Here is a 24121-nt window from a genome sequence, read left to right as displayed (position 1 = left end):
CCCTACATATGTCCAATATATGAAACTCACACAAGTCATATTTATAAACGATGGAACTCCGTCATCTGCGCTATTTCACCGCGGTCGCTGAAGAGCTGCACTTCACTCGGGCGGCGGCCCGCCTGGGTATCGGCCAACCGCCACTCAGTCAGCAAATCCAGCAACTTGAACGTGAAATCGGCACGCCCCTGTTCCTGCGACTGCCGCGCGGCGTCGAAATGACCGAAGCCGGCGCCCAGTTCCTGGAAGACGCCCGAGCCATCCTGGCCAGCGCGGATCGCGCCATCGACACCGCCCGTCGCCTGGGCCGGGGCGAACGTGGCGCGGTCACGGTGGGATTCACGGCGTCGGCGGTGTTCCACCCTTATCTGCCACGCGCCATCCGCGCTTTTCGCGACCGGTACCCGGACGTGCGCGTCACGCTCACGGAAAGCAACACCCAGTCGTTGCTGCGCGGGTTGCGTCTGGGTGAGGTCGATGTGGCGTTTGTGCGTCCCCCCTATGTGCTGGATCCGGAATTTGAATCGGAGCGCGTGCTGGACGAACCCATGCTGGTCGCCCTGCCCCCGGGCCACCCCTTGAGCGCCCGGCACAGCGTACCCATCGCGGCACTCGCCGACGAAGACTTCGTGCTGTATCCGCGCCCGATCGGCGCGGGACTCTACGACGCCATCCAATCCGCCTGCCAGCGGGCAGGCTTTGCCCCGCGCGTCATCCAGGAAGCGCCGCAGATGGCGTCCATCGTCAGCCTGGTTGCGGCGGGCGTCGGGATTTCGGTGGTGCCGGCTGCCATGCGCCACATGGGCGCCGAAGGCATTGAATATCGTCCCATCGACGGCGACGCCCCACACGCCTTGCTGGACATCGCCTACCGGCGCCATGACCGATCGGTCGCGGCCGGTAACGCCGTTGACATGCTGCGCCGGCTGGCCCACCCGGAACGGCTTTGAACGCCACGCGCAACAGGCATCAAGAGCGGGCGAAAAAACGGGGCGGTATTGCCCTGTCGCTTTTGTCATTTTCTGTAAACTCGTCGCGCGAGGTGCAGGGTAAATTGTCGCGCTATCGGCGAACCGTCCCTAAACCTGGGCCGTGCTCCCACCGAATTCAACCTTCCTACAGGTGACCTAGTGCGACGTACTCTTCTGGCCCTTGCCATCGCAGCATCCCTTCCCGGCCTGGGCGTAGCCGCCGGGCTGGCCTCTTCCATCGGCTCGGTGACGGTCTATCAGGACCGCGCGGTGGTGACTCGATCGGCCAGCAGCGAACTGACGGCTGGCGAACATGAATTGGTCCTTGAGAACCTGCCCGTCTCCTTGCAGGAGAACTCCCTGCAAGTGTCTGCCAAGAGCACCGGCCAGGCCGCCTTGCTGGACGTCAAGGTGCGTGACGCCTACCAGGCTGACACGGCCAACGAGCGTGTCCGCGCGCTACAGGAACAAGTGCGCAAGCTGGAGGCCCAACAAGCCGAACTGGACGATGAGGCCACCGTGCTGGACAACCAGCGCGAGCTGGTCCTGATGATGCAGCGCGGTGCGACCGAACCCGCGAAAGAAGGCGCCCGCCTGACGCTGGACGAACTCAAGGCGATCCAGACGCTCAGCGCGGACAGCCTGGGCAAAACCCTGGCCAGCTTGCGTCAAGTGGCCGAGCGCAAAGCCGTGCTGGAGCGCGAACTGGGCGCGCTCCAGAGCCAGCTGGACGTCTTGCAAGGCCAGTTGACCCGCCGCAGCAAGACCGTCACGCTGCGCGTCAATCTTGCCCGCGCAGGCAAGGTGGATCTGGCCGTGTCGTATGCCGTGGGTGGCGCCCGTTGGACGCCCGCCTACGATGCGCGTTTGCGTCCGGCCGACCGCACGGTCGACCTGGGCTACTTCGGCGTCATCCGCCAGAACACGGGCGAAGACTGGAACAACGTGAAGCTGACGCTATCCACCGCGCGCCCGTCACTGGGCGGCGGCGCACCTACGCTGCAACCGTGGATCATCGACGTAGCCGCCCCGCCGCCTCCGCCGCCCCGCCCGGTGGCGCCCGCCCCCGCCGTCAGCGCCGAAATGTCCGTGAAGCGTGCGCGCGCGCCCAGCCAGGCCTATGACGAAGCCATGGGAGATCCCATGGCCAAAGCCGTCGATGTGGCCACGGCCCAGATGCAGACGGAAGCCACCAGCGCCTCGTTCCAGATCAAGAACCCGGCGACGCTGCCGTCGGACAATTCGTCGCAACGAGTCGCCATCGCCACGGCCAAGCTGCCCGCCACGCTGCAATACCAGTCCACGCCCGCGCTGCGCGAAGCCGTCTTCCTGACCGCCCAGGCCAGCAACAATACGGACTTCCCGTTCCTGGCTGGCCCGCTCAATACCTTCCTGGACGACGCTTTCGTGGCGTCCAGCCAGATCAAGGCCGTCATGCCGGGCGAAAAAGTCGAACTGGCCATGGGCGCGGACGATGGCATCTCCATCAAACGCCAATTGGTCAATCGCTTTACGGAAAGCACGGGATTCTCGGGCAGTGGCAAGCGCGTGACTTATGAGTACAAGATCACCGTGAAGAACAACAAGGCCACGAAAGAACAGATCGTGTTCAAGGACCGCCTGCCGATCTCGCGCAATGAGAAGATCGTGGTGAAGCTGCTTTCGCCCGCCGACCGCGACATCAAGCGCGAAGAAGACGGCAAGCTGGCCTGGGACTGGGAACTGGAACCCGGAAAATCGCGCGAGACCGTGCTGAAATTCTCGGTGGACTATCCGGGCGACATCGACGTGTCGGGCATTTGATCCGCGCCTAGCGCATCTGGAACACCTCTTGCTTGAACAACTGGCGCACCGGCATGCCCCGCCGGTGCAGTCCGTCTTTCAGCGCATCCGCGAATCCGGTTGGGCCGCAGAACCAAACGCTGGGCCAAGGCGCATCGGGCTGATGGTCCGCAAGCAAGTCATCGGCCGACAGCGGCCCTTGGGTTTCACTGTATCGAACGTGCAGCGTCACCCGAGGGACTCGTTCGCAAAGCGCCTGCAACCGTTGCGCGAACGGCCCATCCTCGGCATTGCGCGCGCAGTAGTACAGGCTGGCCAATGGCGCGCTATCCGGCTCGGCCTGCAACGACTCCAGCCATGAAATGAACGGCGTCACGCCGATACCCGCCGCCACCCAGATCTGTGGCCGGCCGTCGTCGCGCTGAAAATCGAAACATCCGTATGGCCCTTCGACCGTCACCGCTTGCCCTGCTTGCAAGCGCGATTGCAGGTGCCGCGTGTAATCGCCCAAGGCCTTGATCAGAAATTGCACACGCCCCGTGCCATCATCGGCGCCCGACACGGTAAAGGGATGCGCGCCTTCGCGGCGGTCGGTGGTCAGAAAGGCGAATTGGCCTGCTCGATGATGCCAATCGCCCTCGATCCTACAGGTCACTGCAAGAATGTCATCCGACAAGGCATCGGTAGCCAGGACCAAACCCTTGTAGCGCCGGGTGCGGCCGATGCGGCCGGTCAACGCCAGCACCGCGCACACGGACCCCACCCCGGTTGCCACCGCCACGAGCCAGCCTGCCGGCTGCCACCACCACGCGGCAGGCGTCAGCACCACGCCGTGAAACGCCACCACCAGGAAGATCACTGCGGCAATGCGGTGGACTTGGCGCCACGCGCGATACGGGAACCGCCGCCACAGCGTCAGCAGCACCAGCGCCACCAGAATCCAGACGGCCCATTCGCCGATATCCTTGGCGGACCCACGGAACATATCCAGCAACGCCGCCGCCCGAGGGGTCTTCGCCACCGGGTCGAACATGGTCAGCAATAACGGCTTGCTCAACTTGATCAGGTAATGGGCTGCGGCCAGGACAGTGGCCAGGATGCCGCTCCATTTGTGCAGCTGATACATCCGATCCAGCCCTCCCATCCGGGATTCGAGCCATTTCGGACGCACCGCCAACAGCATGATCAGCGCCATCAGCGTATATGCGGCCAGCCCGGTCAGGAGGATCAGCTGTGTGCGCGCGGTCCAGATATTGAGTTCGGCGGGCGGATCCGTCCAATAAGCGGCGGCCCAGGCCAGCAAGGACAACAGCAAGACTGGGGCAAGCGTGCGTCGCATCGAATCATCACTCCAGGGAGACCCTTGAAGCAACCATGGTAGCCGCTGCGAATGCCGATGTTCGCGATGCGGCCCCGCAACGTTGATTCGTATCAATGGAGGCGGCCAACGATGCCGCCCCGGAGCCTGCGACCCGAACTTAGTGCCGACGGCAGAAATCGATGAAAGTGTCGGCGTCCAGGGGGACCGACAAACCGTACCCTTGCGCCGCGTCGCAGCCAAGTTCGCGCAGCAATTGCACGTCCCGGTCTTGCTCGACCCCTTCCGCGACCACACGCCGGCCCAGCACGCGGCCCATTTCGATCGCCGCGGCCACCACCGCGCGCGACGCCGCTTCGCGGTGCATGTGCACGATGAAGTCGCGATCGATTTTCAATTCGGTGAACGGCATGGCCGAAAACAAGCGCATCGACGCGATGCCCGCGCCGAAGTCATCCATGGCCAATTCAAACCCCCGCACCCGCAACAAGTTCAGCACCGAGGACAGCGCCAGCCAATCGTTGACGGGCTCATCCTCGGTCAATTCGATCTTCACCAGCCGGGCGGGCAGCCCCGCCTGCCCCACGCGCCTTTCCAGCAAGGTGGGCAAGTCGCGCGAGCACAGCGTGGACGATGACGCATTGATCGCGATCGGTACCGCGATATCCTCGGCATGCATGCGTTGCAAGACCTCGATGACCCGGTCGGTCACGCGCAGAAACAGCATCCGGTCCATGCCCAGACGATGCGCGGCGGGGACGAAATCGGCAGCGGAAATGGCGCCGAATTCGGGATGGTCCCAGCGGGACAAGGCCTCGGCGGCCAGCACCTGGCCGGTCGACAGGCTGATCTGCGGTTGCAACACCACGCTCATGCCTTCGCCGGTGATCAGGGCCCGCCCGAGTTCGGCTTCGATCACATCGCGCCGAACCGACTGCTGACGCGGCGAGGTCACATCATCCGTGGACTGCAACGCCGCCTTGATCGCCTGCTGCATGGAAGTCCGTGATACGGGCTTGGACAGCGCCTGCGCCGATGGGCATCCCGCTTGCAGCGCAAGCCGCACATGGGATTGCAGCAGCTCGTCGCTCAAGCTGCTGATCCAGATGATGGGCGGCATCGACTTCAACCGCCCGACGTCGGCCAGCCGCCGCAATTCATTGGGCAGATGCGTGCCGTCGCCATCGCCCATGACGATGTCGCTGATCACCAGATCATAGAATTGGCGGCCCAGCGCACTGACCGCTTCGGTGCTGCTTCCCACGCCGGCAACACGCCGATATCCCAACGCCAGAAGCATGTTCTGCAAGTAGGCGCGCTCGACGGGGTGATCTTCCACCAGAAGAATCCGTCGATTGGCTCCGGCGTCGGTTTTTAACATTGCATTGAGTCCTAGCTTATAGGGCGGGCCTTCGCAGGAGGCCGCCTGAAATCTCTGGACTCCATCCTACGGCATCCGCTAGCGATCTGTCGTTATCGAGAACGGGTTAATGCTAATTCCGTGCCGATAGGCTTAGGTTTTGGACCATCTTCCGCCGATAGGCGCGCGCCGTTGCCCAACGGCAACGCCCGCTCTCGTCCAGACAGACGCCGCCGTCCAGCGCACCCATGGGCCGCGGGTGCGATAATGGACGTCTTTACGCATCTATGGCACGGAGCATCCCTTGACCCGCATTGACGACCCCCAGCACGACCGCGAGGTCGGCACGGCCGACTCGACCCAGGACAATACGCGCACCGACGACACCCGCATCAGCGCCGTGCGTCCCCTGATCTCGCCTGCGCTACTCCAGGACGAACTGCCCGTTTCCCCGGCCATCCAGACGCTGGTCGAAGAAAGCCGCACCCAGATCGCCGATGTGCTGCATGGTCGCGACGACCGCCTGTTGATCGTGGTCGGCCCCTGCTCCATCCACGACCACGGACAGGCGATGGAATACGCGCGCCAACTGCGTGCGGCCGTCGACCAGCACAAGAAAGACCTGCTGATCGTCATGCGCGTCTATTTTGAGAAGCCTCGCACCACCGTCGGCTGGAAGGGCTATATCAACGACCCGCGCCTGGACGGCAGCTTCCGCATCAATGAAGGCCTGCGCCGCGCCCGCGAACTGCTGCTGGACATTAGCGGCCTGGGCCTGCCCATCGCCACCGAGTTCCTGGACCTGCTCAGCCCGCAGTACATCGCGGACCTGATCGCCTGGGGCGCCATCGGCGCGCGCACCACCGAAAGCCCCAGCCACCGCCAGCTGAGCTCTGGCCTGAGCTGCCCGTTGGGCTTCAAGAACGGCACCGACGGCGGCGTGCAGATCGCGGCTGACGCGATGGTCGCTGCCAGCGCCAAGCATGCTTTCATGGGCATGACCAAGATGGGCATGGCCGCCATTTTTGAAACCCGCGGCAACCAGGACACCCACGTGATCCTGCGCGGCGGCAAGCAAGGCCCCAATTACGACGCCGCCAGCGTCGATGCCTGTTGCGCCGCCTTGCGCGCCGCAGGCCAGCGCGAACAGGTCATGATCGACTGCTCGCACGCCAACTCCAACAAGTCCCATCTGCGTCAGATCGACGTGGCCAACGACATCGCCGCGCAGCTCGCCCAAGGCGATGCCCGCATCACCGGCGTCATGATCGAAAGCCATCTTGAAGAAGGCCGCCAGGAGTTGAAGCCTGGCCAGCCGCTGCGCCACGGCGTATCGATCACCGACGCATGCCTGGGTTGGTCCCAGACGGAACCGGTGCTTGAAACCTTGGCTCAGGCCGTGCGCAAACGCCGCGACAAAGCAGCCGCCTGACCGGCCTGTCCGGCCAGTCCGGCGTCAGCGGCGCAAGGCGTAGGGCGCCGGATCCATGTCCGGCGCCTGGCCGGTGATCAGGCTGGCCAGCAGCTTGCCAGTCACCGGACCCAGCGTAAAGCCGTGATGCGCATGGCCGAAGGCCATCCACAGTCCGGCATGCCGGGGCGCGGGTCCGATCACCGGACGCATGTCCGGCATGCATGGGCGGCACCCCATCCAGGGTTCGGCCTCGACCGCAGCCCCCAAGGGCAATAACTGGGCCGCCAGCGTCCGCGTGCGCTGAATCTGAATGGGCGACGGCGGCGCATCGCGCGCCGCGAATTCCGCGCCGGTCGTCAGCCGCACGCCGAGTGTCATCGGCGTCACCACGAAGCCGCTATCGATATCCGCCACCGGGTGCGATAAGGTCGCACCGTCTTCCAGCGCAAAGTGCTGGTGATAGCCGCGCTTGACCGCCATGGGAATCCGGTAACCCAACGGACGCAGAATGTCTGGCGACCATGGCCCCAGCGCCACGACCACATCGCGCGCTTGAATCAGTCCATCCTCGCCCTGCACCTGCCAACCCTTGTCGCCCGACGGTTTCAGACTGCGTGCGTCGCCGCGCGCCAGTTGTCCGCCACGCTGCTGGAACAGCGCCGCGTAGCCGCGGGTCACCGCACCCGGATCTGAGACATTGACGGGGTCCAGCCAGTGCACCGCGCCCACCATCCGTGACGACAGCGACGGTTCCAACGCGGTCAATGCCTGCCGGTCCAGCACGCGGTAATTGAGCCCGTACGGCGCCAGCGCATCAGCCTCGGCAATGGCGCGGGCCAGCCCCTCTTCCGTGCGCACGCCGTCGATCCAGCCGTTGCGGCGAAACAAATGGGCGATTTGCGCGTCGTCCCTCAACGCATCGTGTTCGGCCACGCTGCGTTCGATCAACGGCAGCATCGCATCGGCCGCGCGCGCCAACCGCGCCGGAGAGGAATGCCACCAGTAGCGCAGCAGCCATGGCGCGATGCGCGGCAGAAAGCGCGGGTGATAGCTGACGTCAGGCGTGTTGTTCAGCGCATAGCGCCACAGGCTGCGCCAATCGCGGGGAAAGGCGTAGGGAATGACGCTGGCCCGTTCGATCAGGCCGGCGTTGCCGTAGCTGGTTTCCTCGCCGGGGCCGCGGCGGTCAAGCAATACAACGGAACGGCCGCGCGCCAACAGATGCAGCGCCGTGCTGACCCCAACGATGCCCGCGCCAAGAACCACAACGTCTGTTTTCATGCGCCGCATTCTGCGCCTGACGCCCGTGTTCGGCAAGCGGACGCGAGCGTAGAATTCAACGCAATGCGCGACTGCCGCTCAAGCCCATGGTTGACTCAGGACTTCGACATGCCTCTTCCCTTGCTGCAACCCGTGACGCTTGAAGGCGACATTGTTCGCCTGGAGCCGCTTGCCGCCGGCCACGCCGATGCGCTGAGCCAAATCGGCCTGCATCCGGAACTCTGGCGCTTGCAGCCTGAACCCGTGGCCTCGGCCGAGGACATGCAACGCTATGTGGACCGCGCGCTGGCGGGACAGCGTGAGGGTGCCTGCCTGCCGTTTGTCATCGTGCAGCAAAGCTCGGGACAGATCATTGGCGCCACGCGCTACATGGATATCGCGCTATCGCACCACCGGCTGGAAATCGGGGCTACCTGGCTGACCCCAGCCGTCCAACGTTCTGGCGCCAATACTGAAGCCAAGTTTCTATTATTGCGGCACGCCTTTGAAACAATTGGTATCATACGGGTCGTCTTCAAGACGGAATTGAGCAATACGCAATCGCGGCAAGCCATTCTCCGTATCGGCGGCGTCGAAGAAGGTGTGTTCCGCAAGCACCTGATCGCGCAATCGGGACGCACCCGCGACATGGTCTATTACGCCATCCTCGATGAGGACTGGCCGTCGGTGAAAGCGCGCCTCTTGGCACGCATGCATCGCCCGCAATAGCGCCTGCGCGTATCGCTCTTTTCGCAGCCGGTTCCCGCGTTCACGCAAGCAGGAACCGTTATCGCAGTACCGGCGGGATGATGGTTCCCGTTGCCCTCGCCGCCCTTTTCAAGTCAGGTATGGACCGCTCTCCCCTTGTCCCGGCCGCAATCCCTCTGGTGCGCCACAGCATTTTCATCTACACCGAAGAACAGCGGGGCAACCAGCTGGTCGAATCGCTTGTCATCGGCATGCTGTCCGATGTCTCGGGTTCGGAAAAGCTCATCGTGATCCAGGATCCGCATAGCGGCCTGAAATTCATCTACCGCGTGGATCACGAAAGCAGCAATCTGGATGCCGCCGCCATCACCGAGCAGGAACCATCGGCATTCAACGGCAAGACCTCGGTACAGATCAACAGCATGTCGTATCGGCTGGGCACCGTGGAGAACGCGGTGAAGCTGCTGCGCGGCAAAACGCAATGGATCCAGGACAAAGGCGCCGTGCTGTCCGTGCTGCTGCAAAATGCTGCCGCGCGCAAGACTCGATTCTCGGCGGCGCGCATCGAACGCGACCGCATGCGCAAGGTGCCCCACGGCGTGCCGGTGGAATACCTGCCTACATAAATCGGATGGCGCCAGCCCGTTTCCTCTTATCCACAGTTTCTGTGGATAAGACGGCCTCGGAGCGCCCGGGGATGGCGGTTCAGGCGACACCTTCCGGGTTGCGCATTTTTTGACCATGCGGTGTTTCTTTCACGCATGGATGACATCCCGCAGGCTTGCGGCGCCGCCGCATCAGGGATGATGATATTCTCCGCAAGCGCCAACGATACAAAACGTATCGCGCCCAATTCGGCCGTGCGCCCGCGCAAGCGGACTCCCCCAGAATAGAAGCCGTCGCATGTCAGGAGCGAAAAGCGTGTTTGCCCTTGGAGCGCCTTGCGTGCAAACGCAAGGATGTACCGCGCCGTGACGATCATCATCGTTGATGACCACGGAGACTGGCGCGACACCATCGCCGAATACATCCAGGACTTGGGCCTGGATAAGGCCATCCTCACCGCAGGCTCACTGGCCGAGCTGGATCAGCTATTGCTTACCGTCACGCCCGGCATTCTGGTGCTGGACGCGATGCTTCCCGACGGCGACGCCCTGACGCGCGTCTCGCATTTGCGCACCACCTACCCGTTGATGGGCATCGTCATGCTGACGGGCCGCCTGCTCAGCGAAGACAAGGTGTCGGGCTTGAGCCTGGGCGCCGACCACTATTTGACCAAACCCGTCAATCTGGCCGAGCTGGGCGCCACGCTGGTGGCCTTGGCTCGCCGGTTGCGCGTCGTGCCGCCCGCCGATACCGACGACGCACGATCCGATGCCTGGCGCTTCGATCCCGCGCGCAGGACACTGGTGTCGCCCGCTCAAATCTGCGTGGACATCACCGATACCGAAAGCCGGCTGATCGGCGCGCTGATCCAGGCCGCGCCGCTGCCCTTGTCGCGCACGCGCCTGGTCGAAGCGCTGGGCGCCAGCACTGACGCCTACGACACCCATCGGTTGGATGCGCACATGCACCGGTTGCGCCGCAAGCTGCGTGAGCAAGCCGGCGGCGACATGGGCATTCGCACCGTGTATGGCGTAGGCTATGTCTGTACCACACCGGTACAGATCGTCGGCAATCTCAAGTCCTGATCCCTTTTTTATTGCCTCTTTCTTATTGCTCCCGTTCATGACGCTTCCCATCCGCCCTCGCCGCTCCGTCCTCTACATGCCCGGCGCCAACGCCCGCGCGCTGGACAAGGCGCGCAACCTGGATGCCGATGCGCTGATTCTGGATCTTGAAGACGCCGTTGCGCCGGATGCCAAGGCACTGGCTCGCGAGCAGATCACCCGCGCGCTGCGTGAAGGCGGATACGGCCGGCGCGAATGCATCGTGCGCATCAATGCGCTGGACACGCCCTGGGGCCTGGATGACGTGAGCGCCATCGCCCAGGCCGGTGCCGATGCGGTGCTGCTGCCCAAAGTGCAATCGCCTGACCAATTGGCCGCGCTGGCGCAGGCACTGGACGCCGCGGGCGCACCGCCGGACCTGCCCATTTGGGCCATGGCCGAAACGCCGCTGGGTTTCCTGCGGTTGGATGCCATCGCGGGGGGCCACCCCCGGTTGGCCGCCATCGTGGTCGGCACCTCCGATCTGGTCAAGGATCTGCATGCGCGCCACACACCCACGCGCGAAGAAACGCTGTTGGCGCGGTCCCTTGCCGTGATGGCCGCGCGTGCACATGGCCTGATCGTATTGGACGGCGTGCATCTGGACTTGCAAGACGATGCTGGCCTGGCCAGCGCCTGCCACCAAGGGCGTGACCAGGGCTTTGATGGCAAGACGTTGATCCACCCCAAGCAGATCGCCGCGGCGAACACGGCATTCGCTCCCACCGATGCGGAACTGGCCAGCGCCCGCAAGCGCCTGGACGCCTGGCATGCCGCGCAAGCCGCCGGCCAGGGTGTGGCCGTGGTTGACGGCACCTTGGTGGAAAACCTGCACGCGCAGGAAGCCGAGCGCGTCCTGGCGTTGGCCGCCGCCATCGCGGCCGGATAAGCCGATTTCAGCCGAAACGACGTCTGTCGCTGACCCCGATATTCACGGATTGCTGCGCCAATGCGCGCGGCCCGGTACAATAGCGCCCACGATTAGACGGTAGCCCAACCGGGCCACCCGTTTTTTTCGCCTTCGCGCCCGACTGCACCCATCAGTTCCCCCGCTTCGCGCGCGATCCCGCCCCGGTTCCCTTTTTTGCGCCGCGCCTTGTGGCGGGAGCCTTGCCGCGCGCCTGCCGCGCCACCCCCAGCCACACGATTCATGATCCGCTTCCAACAAGTTTCACTCATGCGCGGCGTCAAGCCCTTGCTAGACAAGGTTGACCTGCTACTGAACCCCGGCGACAAGATCGGCCTGATCGGCGCCAATGGCGCCGGCAAGTCGAGCCTGTTCGGTCTGCTGCGCGGCACGCTGCACGCAGACCAAGGCGATCTGGACTACCCCTCCAGCTGGCGCATGGCGTATGTGGCGCAAGAGACTCCCGCACTGGACCGCCCGGCCATCGAATACGCGATTGACGGCGACGTCACGCTGCGCAAGCTGGAAGCGGAACTGGCCGCACTGGAAGCGGAACCCGAAAGCGCCGAGAACGGTCTGCGCATGGGCGACATCTATGCCGCGCTGGCGGATGCCGATGCCTATACGGTGCATTCGCGCGCGGAGCAGTTGCTGACAGGCCTGGGCTTCACCCAAGCGCAGATGCATCTGCCGCTGACCAGCTTCTCCGGCGGCTGGCGCATGCGCCTGAACCTGGCGCAAGCGCTGATGTGCCCGTCCGACCTGCTGCTGCTGGACGAGCCCACCAACCACTTGGACCTGGACGCCATCATCTGGCTGGAAGATTGGCTGAAGCGCTATCCGGGCACGCTCATCGTCATCTCGCACGATCGCGACTTCCTGGATGGCGTGGTCAACGTCATCGTCCACATCGATGAACGCAAGCTCAAGCGTTACTCGGGCAACTACTCGTCGTTTGAACGCCAGCGCGCCGCCCAGTTGGAACTGGCGCAAGGCATGATGGAAAAGCAGATGCGCCAACGCTCGCACCTGCAATCCTTCATCGACCGCTTCAAGGCCCAGGCCAGCAAGGCACGCCAGGCGCAAAGCCGCATCAAGGCCCTGGCCCGCATGGAAGAAGTGGCGCCGTTGCGTGCCGCCGCCGAATTCTCGTTTGAATTCCGCGAGCCGCTGCGCGCGCCGAATCCCTTGCTGACGATGGAGAAAGTCAGCGCGGGCTATCGCCTAGAAGACGAAGACACGCAAGCGGTGTCCGACAAGATCATCGTGTCGGGCATCAACTTCTCGCTGCAAGCGGGCCAGCGCATCGGCCTGCTGGGGATCAACGGCGCAGGTAAATCCACGTTCATCAAGACGATCGCGGGCGAACTCAACACGCTGGCGGGCGACGCGCAATTCAACAAAGGCCTGTCCATCGGCTACTTCGCCCAGCACCAGGTGGAAATGCTGCGCCACGACGAATCACCCTTGTGGCACATGACGAAGATCGCGCCCACCGTGCGCGAACAGGAACTGCGCAACTTCCTGGGCAGCTTCAACTTCAACGGCAACATGGCCACCAGCTCCATCGCCCCATTCTCTGGCGGCGAAAAGGCCCGGCTGGCGTTGGCGCTGATTGTCTGGGAACGCCCCAACCTGCTGCTGCTGGATGAACCGACCAACCACTTGGACCTGGAAACGCGCGAAGCGCTGACCACCGCGCTGGCGCAATTTGAAGGCACGTTGATGCTGGTCTCGCACGACCGCCACCTGCTGCGCGCAACCACGGATGAATTCATCATCGTGGCCGATGGCGCCGTCAGCCCGTTCGACGGCGACCTGGACGACTATAAAGACTGGCTCTACAAGACCAAATTGGCGGCCAAAGCGGCCTGATCGCGTTACAATCCCGCGAATTGCCCGCACCGGTCATTAATCAGACTTGTGCGGGCAACCTTCAACCACGTCCCGCTGTTCGCGGGACGAGTTTTTTCAGCGCTCGTAGATGACGATCAAAGACCAAGTATTTCTCGCCAGCCAGTATCTTGCGCCCCACCATCTGGTGTCGCGCTTCTTCGGATACGCCTCCGACTGCCGGGAACCCGCGGTCAAGAATTGGATGATCTCGCGCTTTGTCCGCAAATACGGCGTGGACATGAGCGAGGCCGTGCAAGAAGATCCGCTGGCCTACGATTGCTTCAATGATTTCTTCACCCGCGCACTGAAAGACGATGCGCGCCCGCTGGACGACGAACCCGGCTCGGTGTTGTGTCCGGCCGATGGCGCCATCAGCCAGATGGGCGCCATCGAACATGGCCGCATTTTCCAGGCCAAGGGCCACAGCTACGGCCTGGTTGATCTGCTGGGCGGCGACGCCGAACGCGCCGCGCCGTTCCAAGGCGGCGAATTCGCCACCATTTACCTGTCGCCCAAGGACTATCACCGTGTGCACATGCCGGTTGCCGGCACGCTGCGCGAAATGGTGCATGTCCCGGGCCGCCTGTTCTCGGTGAACCCGCTGACCGCTCGTAACGTGCCGCGCTTGTTCGCGCGCAATGAGCGCGTTGTCTGCCTGTTCGATACCGAGCATGGTCCGATGGCGGTCATCCTGGTTGGCGCGATGATTGTGGCGTCCATCGAAACCGTCTGGGCCGGCCTGGTCACGCCGTACAAGCGCCGCGTGAAATCCGTGCGCTACGACGACGTGGCCCGTGCGCCAATCCACCTGGCCAAGGGCGCCGAAATGGGCCGCTTCAAATTGGGATCGACCGCCATCGTCCTGTTCGGGCCGGACAAGATCCGCTGGGCCGACACGCCGTCGGTACTGGGCCCCGTCCGCATGGGCGAACTGCTGGCTCTGCCCAAGCAAGCCTGAACGGGCCACCCCGTCGTGCCTGCGGCGTGCTCGCATTGCGCGCCGCAGCCGCTATTTCTCTTTAAGCGAAATAGCTTTTCATAATTTATTCGCTTTATGCGATAAAGCGGCGTTGCTAGATTACGGGCTTTTACCGGCCCGCCATGACAACCACCGCCCTGCCCGCCGCCGCGCCCGATGGCGCCGCCACTTGCCAGCCCCTGCCACGCGCGCTTGCCCGCATGTTGTCCCTGGAGGACTTTGAAGCGGCCGCGCGGCGGCGTCTGCCCCGCCCCATCTTCGGCTATGTCGCGGGCGCCGCCGAAGACAACCAATCGCTGCAAGACAACCGGCGCGCGTTCGCGCAGTACGGCTTCATGCCTCGCGTACTGGTCGACGTGTCCCGGCGCACGCAGCAGACCGAACTGTTCGGGCGCAGCTACTCGTCGCCGTTCGGCATCGCCCCGATGGGCATTAGCGCCTTGTCCGCCTACCGTGGCGACGTGATGCTGGCGCGCGCCGCGCGCGCTCAGAACATCCCGGCCATCCTTAGCGGCACGTCCCTCATCCCATTGGAAGAGGTCATCCACGAAGCGCCCGGCACCTGGTTCCAGGCCTACCTGCCCGGCGACCCGGCGAAGATCGACGCACTGGTCAAACGCGCCCGCCGCGCCGGGTACGAAACGTTGGTATTGACCGTGGACATCCCCGTTTCCGCCAACCGCGAAAACAATGTGCGCACCGGTTTCGCAACGCCGCTCAAGCCCAGCCTGCGCCTGGCCTGGGATGGCCTGACCCGGCCACGCTGGCTCGCGGGCACCTTCCTGCGCACCTTGATGATGCACGGCATGCCGCACTTCGAGAACTCATTCGCCACGCGCGGCGCTCCCATCGTGTCGGCATCGGTGCTGCGTGATTTCACCGCCCGCGATCACCTGAGTTGGGAACACGTGGCGCGCATCCGCAAGCAATGGCCCGGCACCTTGATCATCAAAGGCATCCTGCATCCGCAAGACGCGGCGCTGGCCCGCCAACATGGGGTCGATGGCGTGATCGTGTCCAACCACGGCGGCCGTCAGCTTGACGGGGCGATCTCGCCGTTGCGCGCCCTGCCTGCGGTTGTTGCCGCGGCGGGCGGCATGACGGTCATGATGGACAGTGGCGTGCGCCGCGGCGGCGACGTGCTCAAGGCGCTGGCCTTGGGTGCCCACTTTGTCTTCGTGGGCCGGCCCTTCAACTACGCCGCCGCGGTGGGGGGACAAGCGGGCGTCCACCACGCCATTGGCCTGTTGCGCGCCGAAGTCGACCGCAATATGGCGATGCTGGGCATCAACCGCGTCCGGGAGATGGACGCCAGCCTCCTATGGCGGGAGGGATCCGTCGGGGGCTGACGCCAACCAAAGCAAACCGAGGGCCGGAGCGCGGCATAGAATGACGGTTCCCTTGCTACGCGCGCCGGCCCATCACGCAGGCGTGCCCCCGTGCCTGCCGTGTCCCTACGCCAATCCTCGTTTTTCCTGCGCTTCCTGACACTCGGGGCGCTAGCCCACGTCTATGTCGGCGCACGCTTGATTCCCGACGCGCTGCTGAACCCGGCCGGCGCCACCGCCGCCATTCTTGCCTTGATCCTGTCGTGCATATTGATCCCCTTGGGCATGTTGGGGCGTTCGTCCGTGCATCCGCCTTGGGGCGACCGCATCGCGTGGGTCGGCCTGATCGCGATGGGGCTGTTTTCATCTCTGTTCGTATTGACGGTGATCCGCGACGCGGCGTTGCTGTTGACCTGGCTGGTCAGCCTGGCTGCGGGAAGCGAACTGCCGTGGACACGGCTGCGCAGCATCAGCGCGTGGGCCGTTGCCGCACTGGCCCTGGCCGACACGCTGATCGGGTTCTACAACGCGCGCCGCCGGGCACGGGTCGTCGACGTGGAGGTGCCGATCCCCGGCCTGCCACAAGATCTGGACGGCTTCACCATTGTGCAGATCAGCGACATCCACGTTGGCCCGACCATCAAGAAGCACTATGTGCAGGCCATCGTCGATGCCGTGAATGAACTGTTGCCCGACGTGATCGCCATCACCGGCGACGTCGTGGATGGCAGCGTCGAGCACTTGGCACCGCAGGCCAGCCCGTTGGGCGCGTTGCGTGCGCCTTACGGCGTCTACCTGGTGACCGGCAACCACGAATATTATTCAGGCGCGACGCCCTGGGTGGCGGAATTCCGCCGCATGGGTCTGCGCGTGCTGATGAATGAACATGCCGTGATCCACCCGTCGGGCCTTCCCATTGTGGTGGCCGGCGTGACGGATTACAGCGCCGGGGCCTTCGACCCGCAGCAACGCAGCAACCCCAAGGCCGCGTTGGCGGGCGCCCCGGCAGATGCCTGCGCCAAGATATTGCTGGCGCACCAGCCCCGCAGCGCGGCCGCGGCCGAGCCCTTGGGCTACCACCTGCAACTGTCCGGCCACACCCATGGCGGCCAGTTCTTTCCGTGGGGGTTCTTCGTGCGCTTCCAGCAACCGTTCACGGCTGGCCTGCATCGGCTGGGCAAGATGTGGGTCTACACCAGCCGGGGCACGGGATACTGGGGTCCGCCCAAGCGCCTGGGAGCCCCGTCCGAGATCACGCGATTACGCTTGCGCACCGCTTCGGCGCGCGGCTAACCCCGCACGGGCTCGCACCGTCTCAGGCCTGCGCGTCAGGCGTGGTATCGGGCAGCGGCCCGCGTTCCAGGTAGCTGGTCAATGCGATATCGCTGGTGGTGTTGGTGATGCCGTCAATCTTGTGAATGCGCGCCAGCAGCAATTCCAGCGCCTGGGTATCACGCACGCGCACCTTCAGCAGCATGGCGCTCTTGCCGGTGATGGTGTGGATCTCTTCGACCTCGGTCAGCTCGGCCAGACCCAGCACTTGTTGCGTGATGCTCCAGTTGTTCGTGTCCACATGCACGAACGCCAGCAAGGGCCGGCCAATACGGGCGCCGTCCAGCTTGGCCGCGATGCCTTTGATCAGGCCGTCGCGCTTCAGGCGCTTGACCCGTTCGTGCACTGCCGGGGCCGAAAGGTTCAGCATTTTCCCCAATTCTGCATAGCTGGGCGTGGCGTCGTCCGCCAGCAGCGTTAATAGTTTTCGGTCGCGGTCGTCCAGGTCTGGCATCGGAATCAGGTTCTGCCTTACGGCATTCGAACTTTTATGGAATAAGGAAATATCGGAGTTAACCCTTATTTTATTCCAATAAAATTCCGGCATGCAGACCCGTAGCAACCGCAACACCCGCACGCCCTCATCCGTCCCCGCATTGATGTTCGCCGTCAGCGTCGTCGGCTCCAATGGCTTGGCGCTAAGCCCCATTCTGAGCGATGTGGCAGGTTCGTTTTCGACCTCCGCCCTGACCATCAGCACGGCCATTTCCGCCTATGGCGCCGCCACGGCGGCCAGTGCATTTTTCCTGGCCGCGCGTATCGACCGCATCGGCATCCGCCGTGCATTGCTGGGCGCGATGCTGGTTTTGATTGCGGCGCTGATCCTGTCGGCCAGCGCACCCCACTGGATCGTGCTGACCTTGGCACAGGCGCTGGCGGGCGCCGCGGCGGGCGTCATCCTGCCTGCGGCCTACGGTTCAGCCTCGTTGGTGGCGCCACCCGGCCAGGAGGCACGCACACTGGGCCGCGTCATTGCGGGATGGTCGGTGTCGCTGGTGGCGGGCGTGCCGCTGTCCGCCCTGATTTCGGATGCCGTGGGCTGGCGAGCCACGTACGGCGTCCTGGCCCTGTGCGCCGCGACCGCCCTGCTGGGCCTGCGCAAACTACCGGAACGCCGCGCCGAAAACCCCGCACCGCTGCGTCTGTCGCGCCTGCTGGCGCCCTTGTCCTACCGCGATGTGCCGGTGCTGCTACTGGCTTGCTTCGCGTTTTCGTCGGCTTTCTACGGTGTGTATGCCTTTCTGGCGGACCATGTCCGCACCTTGCTGGCACTGTCCGCCGGGCAGGTCGGTTTCATCGCGTTTGCCTACGGCGCCGGCTTCTTGCTGGCAGGCATCGCGGGAGCTCCCCTGATCGAACGGCTGGGGCCGCGCCGTGCCTTGCCACTGGGGTTGGGTGCCATCGCGCTGGTCTATCTGGCGCTGCTGCCGGCGGCGCATTCGTTGGCCGCCGTGTTGGCGATTGCGGCCTTCTGGGGCGCCGCCTCTCAGCTGAGCTTGAATCTGCTGGTGCTGTTGTTGTCCCGCGCGCGTCCGGACGAACGCGGCGCAGTGCTGGGGCTGAACACCTGCACCACGTATTTGGGCGCCAGCGTGGGCACGGCGGTCGCTGGCACGCTCTACACCCATGCGGGATTTGAAACGTTGGGGCTATGCGCGTCGGCAGCCGTGACCATGGCCGCCGTCGGCCTGCATTGGCGCTTGAACGGCCGCCGCTCCTCCCGCGGCGAAGCCACCGCCTGAGCGCCCCGCCGGCTTACCAGGGAAAGCTGATCAGATCGCCGTACAGGCGCTTCAGCGTGCTTTTGACTTCCGGCGAGTGCTGATAGATCGAGATGAACTTCAGCAAGCGCGGATCTTGTGCCTTGTCCGGCGTCGTCACCCAGCGGATGGCGTAACGACGGATGCTGGCGGCGTCGGTGTTGTCGAACGCCAGGCCGTCCTTCTCATTCAGCCCGGCCTGCTTGGCAAACGTCGTATAGGTGACGGACGCCGTCACATCGTCAAATGTACGTGCCGATTGCGAACCCTCGATCTGCACGAATTTCAGCTTCTTGGGATTGGACACCACGTCCTCCAAGGTGGCCTGATGCGCCACGCCCGGTTTCAGCTTGATCAGTCCGATCGATTCCAACAGCAGCAAGGCCCGTCCGGTGTTCACCGGATCATTGGGCACCGCGATCGTTGCGCCGTCTGGCACCGTATCGCCCTTTTTCAGCTTCTTGGAAAACAGGCCGATCGTGGTGGAATAGCCGTAGGCAATCGGCATCAGATTCGCGCCGCGCCGTTGATTGAACAATTGCAGAAACGGCTCGTGCTGGAAGAAGTTCGCGTCGATCGATCCATCGGCCACCGCGATGTTGGGCAGCACCCAATCATTGAACTCCACCAGCTTGACGTCCAGCCCTTCCTTTTTCGCCTGGGCAATCGCCAGCTCGGTTGCTTCGTTCGCCACGCTGGGGATCACGCCAATGCGCAATGGCTTTTCCTGCGCCATCACGGTGGCGCACGCCGCGAGGCCCAAGGCCGCCACGGCCATGCCGCGCGTCAGTTTCAAAAGCAGGTGGTGAGAGAGCATGAAGGCAATCCAGGAGTCATCGAAAACCGGACGCATGCCGGCGCAGGCGCTATTGTGCAGCAGCTTGCGCGTCAATCCGCGAAAAGCCTTTGTCACGCAATGGCAATGCCCGGGCGCGCGGACAAGCGCTAAGATGGTTGCAATCCGTCCCTCCGGGAGGCTTCATGAACTCCGTGCTGACCACCCTGCCCGGCGCCCGGTCTGCGGCCCGCCGCCGCGACCAAATCGAAGACCAATTGGGCGCGCACAATTACCATCCTCTTGATGTGGTGATCGCCCGCGGCAGCGGCGTCTGGGTGTACGACGTCGACGGCAAGAAGTACCTGGATTGCCTGTCGGCCTACTCCGCCGTCAACCAAGGCCACTGCCATCCTCGCATCCTGGCGGCCATGACCGAACAGGCCCAGAAGCTCACGCTGACGTCGCGGGCCTTCCGCCATGACCAAATGGCTCCGTTCTATGAAGACCTGGCGCGGCTGACCGGCGCGCACAAGATCCTGCCCATGAACAGCGGCGCTGAAGCCGTCGAGACCGCCATCAAGGCCGTGCGCAAATGGGGCTACGAAGTGCGCGGCGTGCCTGCGGACGAGGCCGAGATCATTGTGTGCGCCAATAATTTCCACGGACGCACGCTGGGCATCGTGGGATTTTCCACCGACCCCGACGCCTACGGCAGCTACGGCCCATTCGCGCCCGGCTTCAAGGTCGTGCCCTTTGGCGACTTCGATGCCTTCGATGCCGCCATCACACCCAACACCGTCGCCTTCCTGGTTGAACCCATCCAGGGCGAGGCCGGCGTGGTGCTGCCCCCGGCCGGCTACTTCACGCGCGTGCGCCAGCGCTGCACCGAACGCGGCATCACGCTGATACTTGACGAGATCCAGACCGGGCTGGGCCGCACGGGTAAGCTCCTGGCCGAAGAGCACGAAGGCATCGAGGCCGACGTCACGTTGATCGGCAAGGCGCTATCGGGAGGCTTCTATCCGGTGTCAGCGGTACTGTCCAACGCCGATGTGCTGGGCGTGTTCCAACCGGGCCAGCACGGCAGCACTTTCGGCGGCAATCCGCTGGCCTGCGCCGTGGCCCGCGCGGCCCTACAAGTATTGACCGACGAAGGCATGATCGACAACGCGGCGTCCGTCGGCGCCTATTTCCTTGAACGGCTGCGCGCGCTGCCCGGCCCCGTGCGCGACGTGCGGGGACGCGGCCTGATGCTGGCGGTTGAGCTTGAACCCGACGCCGGCGGCGCGCGCCGCTGGTGCGAACGCTTGCAGGCACGCGGCATGCTGGTCAAGGATACGCATGGCCACACGCTACGCCTGTCGCCGCCGTTGATCGTCACGCGCGAACAGATCGACTGGGCATGTGACCAACTTGCCGCGGTACTATCCGCCCCTTGACGCACCCATCGGAGCCCGCCACGTGCAAAACACTGCCCCCTTGCCTACCCATATCACCCTGATCGGCGCCCCCACGGATATCGGCGCGGGCGCGCGCGGCGCATCAATGGGCCCGGAAGCCTTGCGCGTGGCCGACCTGGGCGCCGTCATCGAAGCCCAAGGCTTCCAAGTGACCGACCGTGGCAATCTGTACGGTCCCGCCAACCCGTGGCTGCCGCCCGTGGATGGTTATCGCCACCTGGAAGAAGTCACCGCGTGGAACCAGGCGGTGCATGACGCCGTGTACGCGGAACTGGCTGAAGGCCGGCTGCCCATCCTGCTGGGCGGCGACCACTGCCTGGGCATCGGATCGATCAGCGCTGTCGCGCGCCATTGCCGCGAAACCGGCAAGAAGCTGCGCGTGCTGTGGCTGGACGCCCATGCCGACTTCAATACGAACGCGCTCACGCCCACCGGCAACATCCACGGCATGCCGGTCGCCTGCTTGTGCGGTCAAGGCCCCGAACAGATCACCGGCATGTCCGGCCAGACGCCGGACATCGAACCGGGCTGGGTTCGCCAGATTGGCATCCGCAGCGTGGATCAGGGTGAAAAGCGCCTGGTGCACGAGGCCGGCCTGGAAGTATTCGACATGCGCTACCTGGACGAGATGGGCATGCGCGCCACGATGGAAGCCGCGCTGGCCGGCCTGGACGCCGACACCCATCTGCACGTGAGCTTCGATGTGGATTTCCTGGACCCGGAAATCGCCCCCGGCGTGGGCACGACGGTACCGGGCGGCCCGACCTACCGGGAAGCGCAGTTGTGCATGGAAATGATCGCGGACACGGGCCTGATGCGTTCGCTGGACGTGGTGGAACTGAACCCCGCCTTCGATGTGCGCAACAAGACAGCCGAGCTGGCGGTGGACCTGATCGAAAGCCTGTTCGGTAAATCCACGCTGATGCGTCGCGGATCCTGACCCGCATGCCTTGACGGTCAGTCAGCCCGCGCGCGGCGGATCGCCTCCGCTGCGGCCAGCAAATGGCGCAGGTTCTGTTCGCGCTGTTCCCACACGCGGGGCGTGGGTCCGGCCATGCACAAGGCGTACCATTCGCCGCCCAGGTCCAAGGCAACGGCCAGTCCGGTCAAGTCCCCCACGCTCTCGCCCACGTTCGCGGCCCAGCCCTGTTCGGCTACCTGTTCAAGCTCGGCGCGCAATGCGTCGCGCGTGACCAGCGTGCGATCCGTGTACCGCGCATAGTCCGCCTCTGCCAAGGCGTTGTCGCGCTCCGCCGGCCCCAACCGAGCCAGGATGGCCTTGGCCACCGCACTGGTGTGCAGCGGCCGGCGCGCGCCGGGACGCGCCGCGTAATGCACCGGCTGCGTGGACTCCACCACGTCCAGAAACACCACCGCGCCATTCTGGATCTTGCCCAGCATCACGGTTTCATTGGCCGCATCACGCAACGCCGCCAGATGCGGCCGCACCTGCTCCAACCACGGGTCGCCCGATTGGATCTGTGCACTCAGGGCTTGCAGCCTGGCGGTTGGGTAGTACCCGCCCCGCCGACGCACTTCATACAGGTAGCCGCGCGCGACCATCGTGCGCACCAGCGCCAGGCAACTGGACATCGGCGCCCCCAGGCCTTGAGCCAGTTCGGTCAATGACATGGGACGGCGCGTCTGCGCGAACAGCTCGATCAGATCCAGCGTCCGAGCGACTAATTTCACTTCCATGGTGACGACCCCTGTTCGGATTTCCCTCAAGCAAAACCCCACTTTGCTAGGTAATCCACTATGTTGACTTTTCATATGGGCGAACCTAAATTCTTGCACAGGAATTTATATTCACCAATAAGAAATAAATTTCAGCCGGCTGGAGAACCGGCGCATCGAACAGCGGTACCGCGTCAACACCACAATTCCAATATTCGGCCCGGCATCGGGCCGGGGAGACAGACAGATGCGTATCACCCCCCTGTTGGCGGCCATTGCCGCCGTGATGGCTGCGTCCGCGGCCCAAGCCCAATCCGATGTCGTGCGCCTGGGCGTGTCCAATGACCGTTCAGGCATCTATTCGGACCTGGGCGGCCTGGGCTCGGAAATGTCGGTGCGCATGGCCGTCGAGGACTTCGGCGGCAAAGTGGCCGGCAAGACCGTGGAAGTCGTAGGCGCCGACAACCAGAACAAGGCCGATGTGGCGTCGGCCTTGGTTCGCCGCTGGTTCGATACGCAGGGCCTGGTGGCCGTGGTGGACGGTGGTGCCAGCTCCGCCGGCCTGGCGGCGCAAGGCGTGGCCAAGGAAAAAGGCGGCACGGCATTGATCAGCGGCGGCTTCGCCGGCGACTTCAGCGGCAAGCAATGCAGCAACCTCAGCACGCAATGGGCGCCGGACACGTACGCACTGGCCAACGCGGTCGTGAAGAGCGTGGTGGAAAGCGGCGGCAAGTCCTGGTACTTCATCACCACCGACTACGTCTTCGGCAAATCGCTGGAAAGCAATGCCACCCGCTTTGTCCAGAACGCAGGCGGCAAGGTGCTCGGCAGTACGCGCCATCCTTTGGGCGCCATGGACTTCGCCTCGTTCCTGGTGCAAGCGCAGGCATCCAAGGCCAACGTCGTGGGCCTGGCCAGCGCGGGCGGCGATCTGGTCAACCTGATCAAGCAGGCACAGGAATTTGGCCTGACCGGCGGCAAGCAGCGCATGCTGACCTTCCTGACCTTCATCAACGACGTGCAGGCAATGGGGCTGCCCGTGGCGCAGGGGCTGACCTTCCCCACCGGCTTCTACTGGGACGCCGACGAGGATACGCGCGCCTGGACGCAACGCTGGCAGAAGAAAATGGGCGTCACGCGCCCGCCTTCGATCGTGCAGGCGCTTAGCTACGTCGCCACCACGCATTACCTGCAAGCGGCCCAGGCCGCCGGCACCTTCGACGGCGCCGCGGTCAATCAAAAGATGCGTGAATTGCCCATCACGACCAAACTGATCAAGAATGCCCGGATCCGCCCCGAGGACGGGCGTGTCATCATGGACCTGTACCTGGTGGAAGTGAAGAAGCCCGCCGAATCCAAATATCCCGGCGACTTCTACCGTATTCTGTCCACGGTGCCCGGCGAAAAGGTGTTCGTGTCGCTGGCCGACAGTGAATGCCCGCTGGTAAAAAAGTAGTGCCCCGGCCATAAGAATCACTAAAG

The 24121-nt window shown here is 64.3% G+C and carries 21 protein-coding genes; 15 read left to right on the top strand and 6 right to left on the bottom strand.

What is annotated here, in order from left to right; genetic code table 11:
- Positions 1–50 precede the first annotated feature (50 nt).
- Together HV753_RS02355 and HV753_RS02350 are read left to right on the top strand one after the other, a co-directional pair.
- Positions 51–950, top strand: a complete 900-nt coding sequence (locus HV753_RS02355) for a LysR family transcriptional regulator (protein WP_175172813.1) — start codon at positions 51–53, stop codon at positions 948–950.
- A 180-nt stretch (positions 951–1130) separates the two neighbouring features.
- Positions 1131–2774: a mucoidy inhibitor MuiA family protein gene (locus HV753_RS02350; protein WP_175172812.1), complete on the top strand. Its 1644-nt coding sequence runs from the start codon at positions 1131–1133 to the stop codon at positions 2772–2774.
- Positions 2775–2781: 7 nt separating this feature from the next.
- Here the strand turns inward: HV753_RS02350 and HV753_RS02345 are convergent, their stop codons facing one another.
- Together HV753_RS02345 and HV753_RS02340 are read right to left on the bottom strand one after the other, a co-directional pair.
- Positions 2782–4092, bottom strand: coding sequence for a ferredoxin reductase family protein (locus HV753_RS02345; protein ID WP_175172811.1), 1311 nt, complete (start codon positions 4090–4092; stop codon positions 2782–2784).
- A gap of 139 nt (positions 4093–4231) precedes the next feature.
- Positions 4232–5452 (bottom strand): EAL domain-containing response regulator, encoded by a 1221-nt coding sequence (locus tag HV753_RS02340; RefSeq protein ID WP_175172810.1) that lies wholly within the window; start codon positions 5450–5452, stop codon positions 4232–4234.
- A 283-nt stretch (positions 5453–5735) separates the two neighbouring features.
- On the opposite strand from HV753_RS02340, the gene HV753_RS02335 reads away from it, so the two are divergent.
- Positions 5736–6863: a 3-deoxy-7-phosphoheptulonate synthase gene (locus HV753_RS02335; protein ID WP_281370963.1), complete on the top strand. Its 1128-nt coding sequence runs from the start codon at positions 5736–5738 to the stop codon at positions 6861–6863.
- 24 nt (positions 6864–6887) lie between these two features.
- Here the strand turns inward: HV753_RS02335 and HV753_RS02330 are convergent, their stop codons facing one another.
- Complete coding sequence (locus HV753_RS02330) at positions 6888–8126, bottom strand: NAD(P)/FAD-dependent oxidoreductase (RefSeq protein ID WP_175172809.1); 1239 nt, start codon at positions 8124–8126, stop codon at positions 6888–6890.
- 108 nt (positions 8127–8234) lie between these two features.
- Between HV753_RS02330 and HV753_RS02325 the strand changes: the two genes are divergently transcribed.
- The 8 genes from HV753_RS02325 (at position 8235) to HV753_RS02290 (ending at position 16925) form a co-directional block, all read left to right on the top strand.
- Complete coding sequence (locus tag HV753_RS02325) at positions 8235–8834, top strand: GNAT family N-acetyltransferase (protein ID WP_175172808.1); 600 nt, start codon at positions 8235–8237, stop codon at positions 8832–8834.
- A gap of 119 nt (positions 8835–8953) precedes the next feature.
- Positions 8954–9439 carry a hypothetical protein gene (locus HV753_RS02320; RefSeq protein ID WP_175172807.1) on the top strand — a complete coding sequence of 162 codons (486 nt, stop codon included), beginning with the start codon at positions 8954–8956 and terminating at the stop codon, positions 9437–9439.
- Between the two features lie 345 nt (positions 9440–9784).
- A complete protein-coding gene (locus tag HV753_RS02315) occupies positions 9785–10504 on the top strand; it encodes a response regulator transcription factor (protein WP_175172806.1) in 720 nt (239 codons plus the stop codon).
- 37 nt (positions 10505–10541) lie between these two features.
- Positions 10542–11411 carry an HpcH/HpaI aldolase/citrate lyase family protein gene (locus HV753_RS02310; protein WP_175172805.1) on the top strand — a complete coding sequence of 290 codons (870 nt, stop codon included), beginning with the start codon at positions 10542–10544 and terminating at the stop codon, positions 11409–11411.
- A gap of 261 nt (positions 11412–11672) precedes the next feature.
- Positions 11673–13304: an ATP-binding cassette domain-containing protein gene (locus HV753_RS02305; RefSeq protein ID WP_175172804.1), complete on the top strand. Its 1632-nt coding sequence runs from the start codon at positions 11673–11675 to the stop codon at positions 13302–13304.
- Between the two features lie 109 nt (positions 13305–13413).
- Positions 13414–14283, top strand: a complete 870-nt coding sequence (gene asd / locus HV753_RS02300; RefSeq protein WP_175172803.1) for an archaetidylserine decarboxylase — start codon at positions 13414–13416, stop codon at positions 14281–14283.
- Positions 14284–14426: 143 nt separating this feature from the next.
- Positions 14427–15653, top strand: coding sequence for an alpha-hydroxy acid oxidase (locus tag HV753_RS02295; protein ID WP_175172802.1), 1227 nt, complete (start codon positions 14427–14429; stop codon positions 15651–15653).
- A gap of 99 nt (positions 15654–15752) precedes the next feature.
- On the top strand, positions 15753–16925 hold the full coding sequence (locus HV753_RS02290; RefSeq protein ID WP_175173639.1) for a metallophosphoesterase: 1173 nt from the start codon (positions 15753–15755) through the stop codon (positions 16923–16925).
- A 22-nt stretch (positions 16926–16947) separates the two neighbouring features.
- Here the strand turns inward: HV753_RS02290 and HV753_RS02285 are convergent, their stop codons facing one another.
- On the bottom strand, positions 16948–17418 hold the full coding sequence (locus tag HV753_RS02285) for an Lrp/AsnC family transcriptional regulator (protein ID WP_175172801.1): 471 nt from the start codon (positions 17416–17418) through the stop codon (positions 16948–16950).
- 91 nt (positions 17419–17509) lie between these two features.
- On the opposite strand from HV753_RS02285, the gene HV753_RS02280 reads away from it, so the two are divergent.
- Positions 17510–18706, top strand: a complete 1197-nt coding sequence (locus HV753_RS02280; protein ID WP_175172800.1) for an MFS transporter — start codon at positions 17510–17512, stop codon at positions 18704–18706.
- Positions 18707–18719: 13 nt separating this feature from the next.
- On the opposite strand, the gene HV753_RS02275 is transcribed toward HV753_RS02280, so the two are convergent.
- Positions 18720–19502 (bottom strand): MetQ/NlpA family ABC transporter substrate-binding protein, encoded by a 783-nt coding sequence (locus HV753_RS02275; protein ID WP_246288173.1) that lies wholly within the window; start codon positions 19500–19502, stop codon positions 18720–18722.
- 203 nt (positions 19503–19705) lie between these two features.
- Here HV753_RS02275 and rocD point away from each other — a divergent pair, with 203 nt between their 5' ends.
- Positions 19706–20941, top strand: a complete 1236-nt coding sequence (rocD, locus tag HV753_RS02270; RefSeq protein WP_175172798.1) for an ornithine--oxo-acid transaminase — start codon at positions 19706–19708, stop codon at positions 20939–20941.
- Positions 20942–20963: 22 nt separating this feature from the next.
- Complete coding sequence (rocF, locus tag HV753_RS02265) at positions 20964–21902, top strand: arginase (RefSeq protein WP_175172797.1); 939 nt, start codon at positions 20964–20966, stop codon at positions 21900–21902.
- 17 nt (positions 21903–21919) lie between these two features.
- On the opposite strand, the gene HV753_RS02260 is transcribed toward rocF, so the two are convergent.
- Complete coding sequence (locus HV753_RS02260; RefSeq protein ID WP_175172796.1) at positions 21920–22660, bottom strand: IclR family transcriptional regulator; 741 nt, start codon at positions 22658–22660, stop codon at positions 21920–21922.
- 226 nt (positions 22661–22886) lie between these two features.
- Here HV753_RS02260 and HV753_RS02255 point away from each other — a divergent pair, with 226 nt between their 5' ends.
- Positions 22887–24095, top strand: coding sequence for an ABC transporter substrate-binding protein (locus tag HV753_RS02255; protein WP_175172795.1), 1209 nt, complete (start codon positions 22887–22889; stop codon positions 24093–24095).
- Positions 24096–24121: the final 26 nt, after the last annotated feature.

Source organism: Achromobacter pestifer, from assembly GCF_902859625.1.
GTDB classification, from domain to species: Bacteria; Pseudomonadota; Gammaproteobacteria; order Burkholderiales; family Burkholderiaceae_B; genus Achromobacter; species Achromobacter pestifer.
This window is presented reverse-complemented; position numbering and strand designations above follow the sequence as displayed.

Bases quoted from the DNA above. Each gene is read 5' to 3' on its own strand.
- HV753_RS02355 (WP_175172813.1), top strand. From the start codon at position 51: ATGGAACTCCGTCATCTGCGCTATTTCACCGCGGTCGCTGAAGAGCTG.
- HV753_RS02345 (WP_175172811.1), bottom strand. From the start codon at position 4,092: ATGCGACGCACGCTTGCCCCAGTCTTGCTGTTGTCCTTGCTGGCCTGG.
- HV753_RS02340 (WP_175172810.1), bottom strand. From the start codon at position 5,452: ATGTTAAAAACCGACGCCGGAGCCAATCGACGGATTCTTCTGGTGGAA.
- HV753_RS02330 (WP_175172809.1), bottom strand. From the start codon at position 8,126: ATGAAAACAGACGTTGTGGTTCTTGGCGCGGGCATCGTTGGGGTCAGC.
- HV753_RS02325 (WP_175172808.1), top strand. From the start codon at position 8,235: ATGCCTCTTCCCTTGCTGCAACCCGTGACGCTTGAAGGCGACATTGTT.
- HV753_RS02320 (WP_175172807.1), top strand. From the start codon at position 8,954: ATGGACCGCTCTCCCCTTGTCCCGGCCGCAATCCCTCTGGTGCGCCAC.
- HV753_RS02310 (WP_175172805.1), top strand. From the start codon at position 10,542: ATGACGCTTCCCATCCGCCCTCGCCGCTCCGTCCTCTACATGCCCGGC.
- HV753_RS02305 (WP_175172804.1), top strand. From the start codon at position 11,673: ATGATCCGCTTCCAACAAGTTTCACTCATGCGCGGCGTCAAGCCCTTG.
- asd (WP_175172803.1), top strand. From the start codon at position 13,414: ATGACGATCAAAGACCAAGTATTTCTCGCCAGCCAGTATCTTGCGCCC.
- HV753_RS02295 (WP_175172802.1), top strand. From the start codon at position 14,427: ATGACAACCACCGCCCTGCCCGCCGCCGCGCCCGATGGCGCCGCCACT.
- HV753_RS02285 (WP_175172801.1), bottom strand. From the start codon at position 17,418: ATGCCAGACCTGGACGACCGCGACCGAAAACTATTAACGCTGCTGGCG.
- HV753_RS02280 (WP_175172800.1), top strand. From the start codon at position 17,510: ATGCAGACCCGTAGCAACCGCAACACCCGCACGCCCTCATCCGTCCCC.
- HV753_RS02275 (WP_246288173.1), bottom strand. From the start codon at position 19,502: ATGGCCGTGGCGGCCTTGGGCCTCGCGGCGTGCGCCACCGTGATGGCG.
- rocD (WP_175172798.1), top strand. From the start codon at position 19,706: ATGAACTCCGTGCTGACCACCCTGCCCGGCGCCCGGTCTGCGGCCCGC.
- HV753_RS02260 (WP_175172796.1), bottom strand. From the start codon at position 22,660: ATGGAAGTGAAATTAGTCGCTCGGACGCTGGATCTGATCGAGCTGTTC.
- HV753_RS02255 (WP_175172795.1), top strand. From the start codon at position 22,887: ATGCGTATCACCCCCCTGTTGGCGGCCATTGCCGCCGTGATGGCTGCG.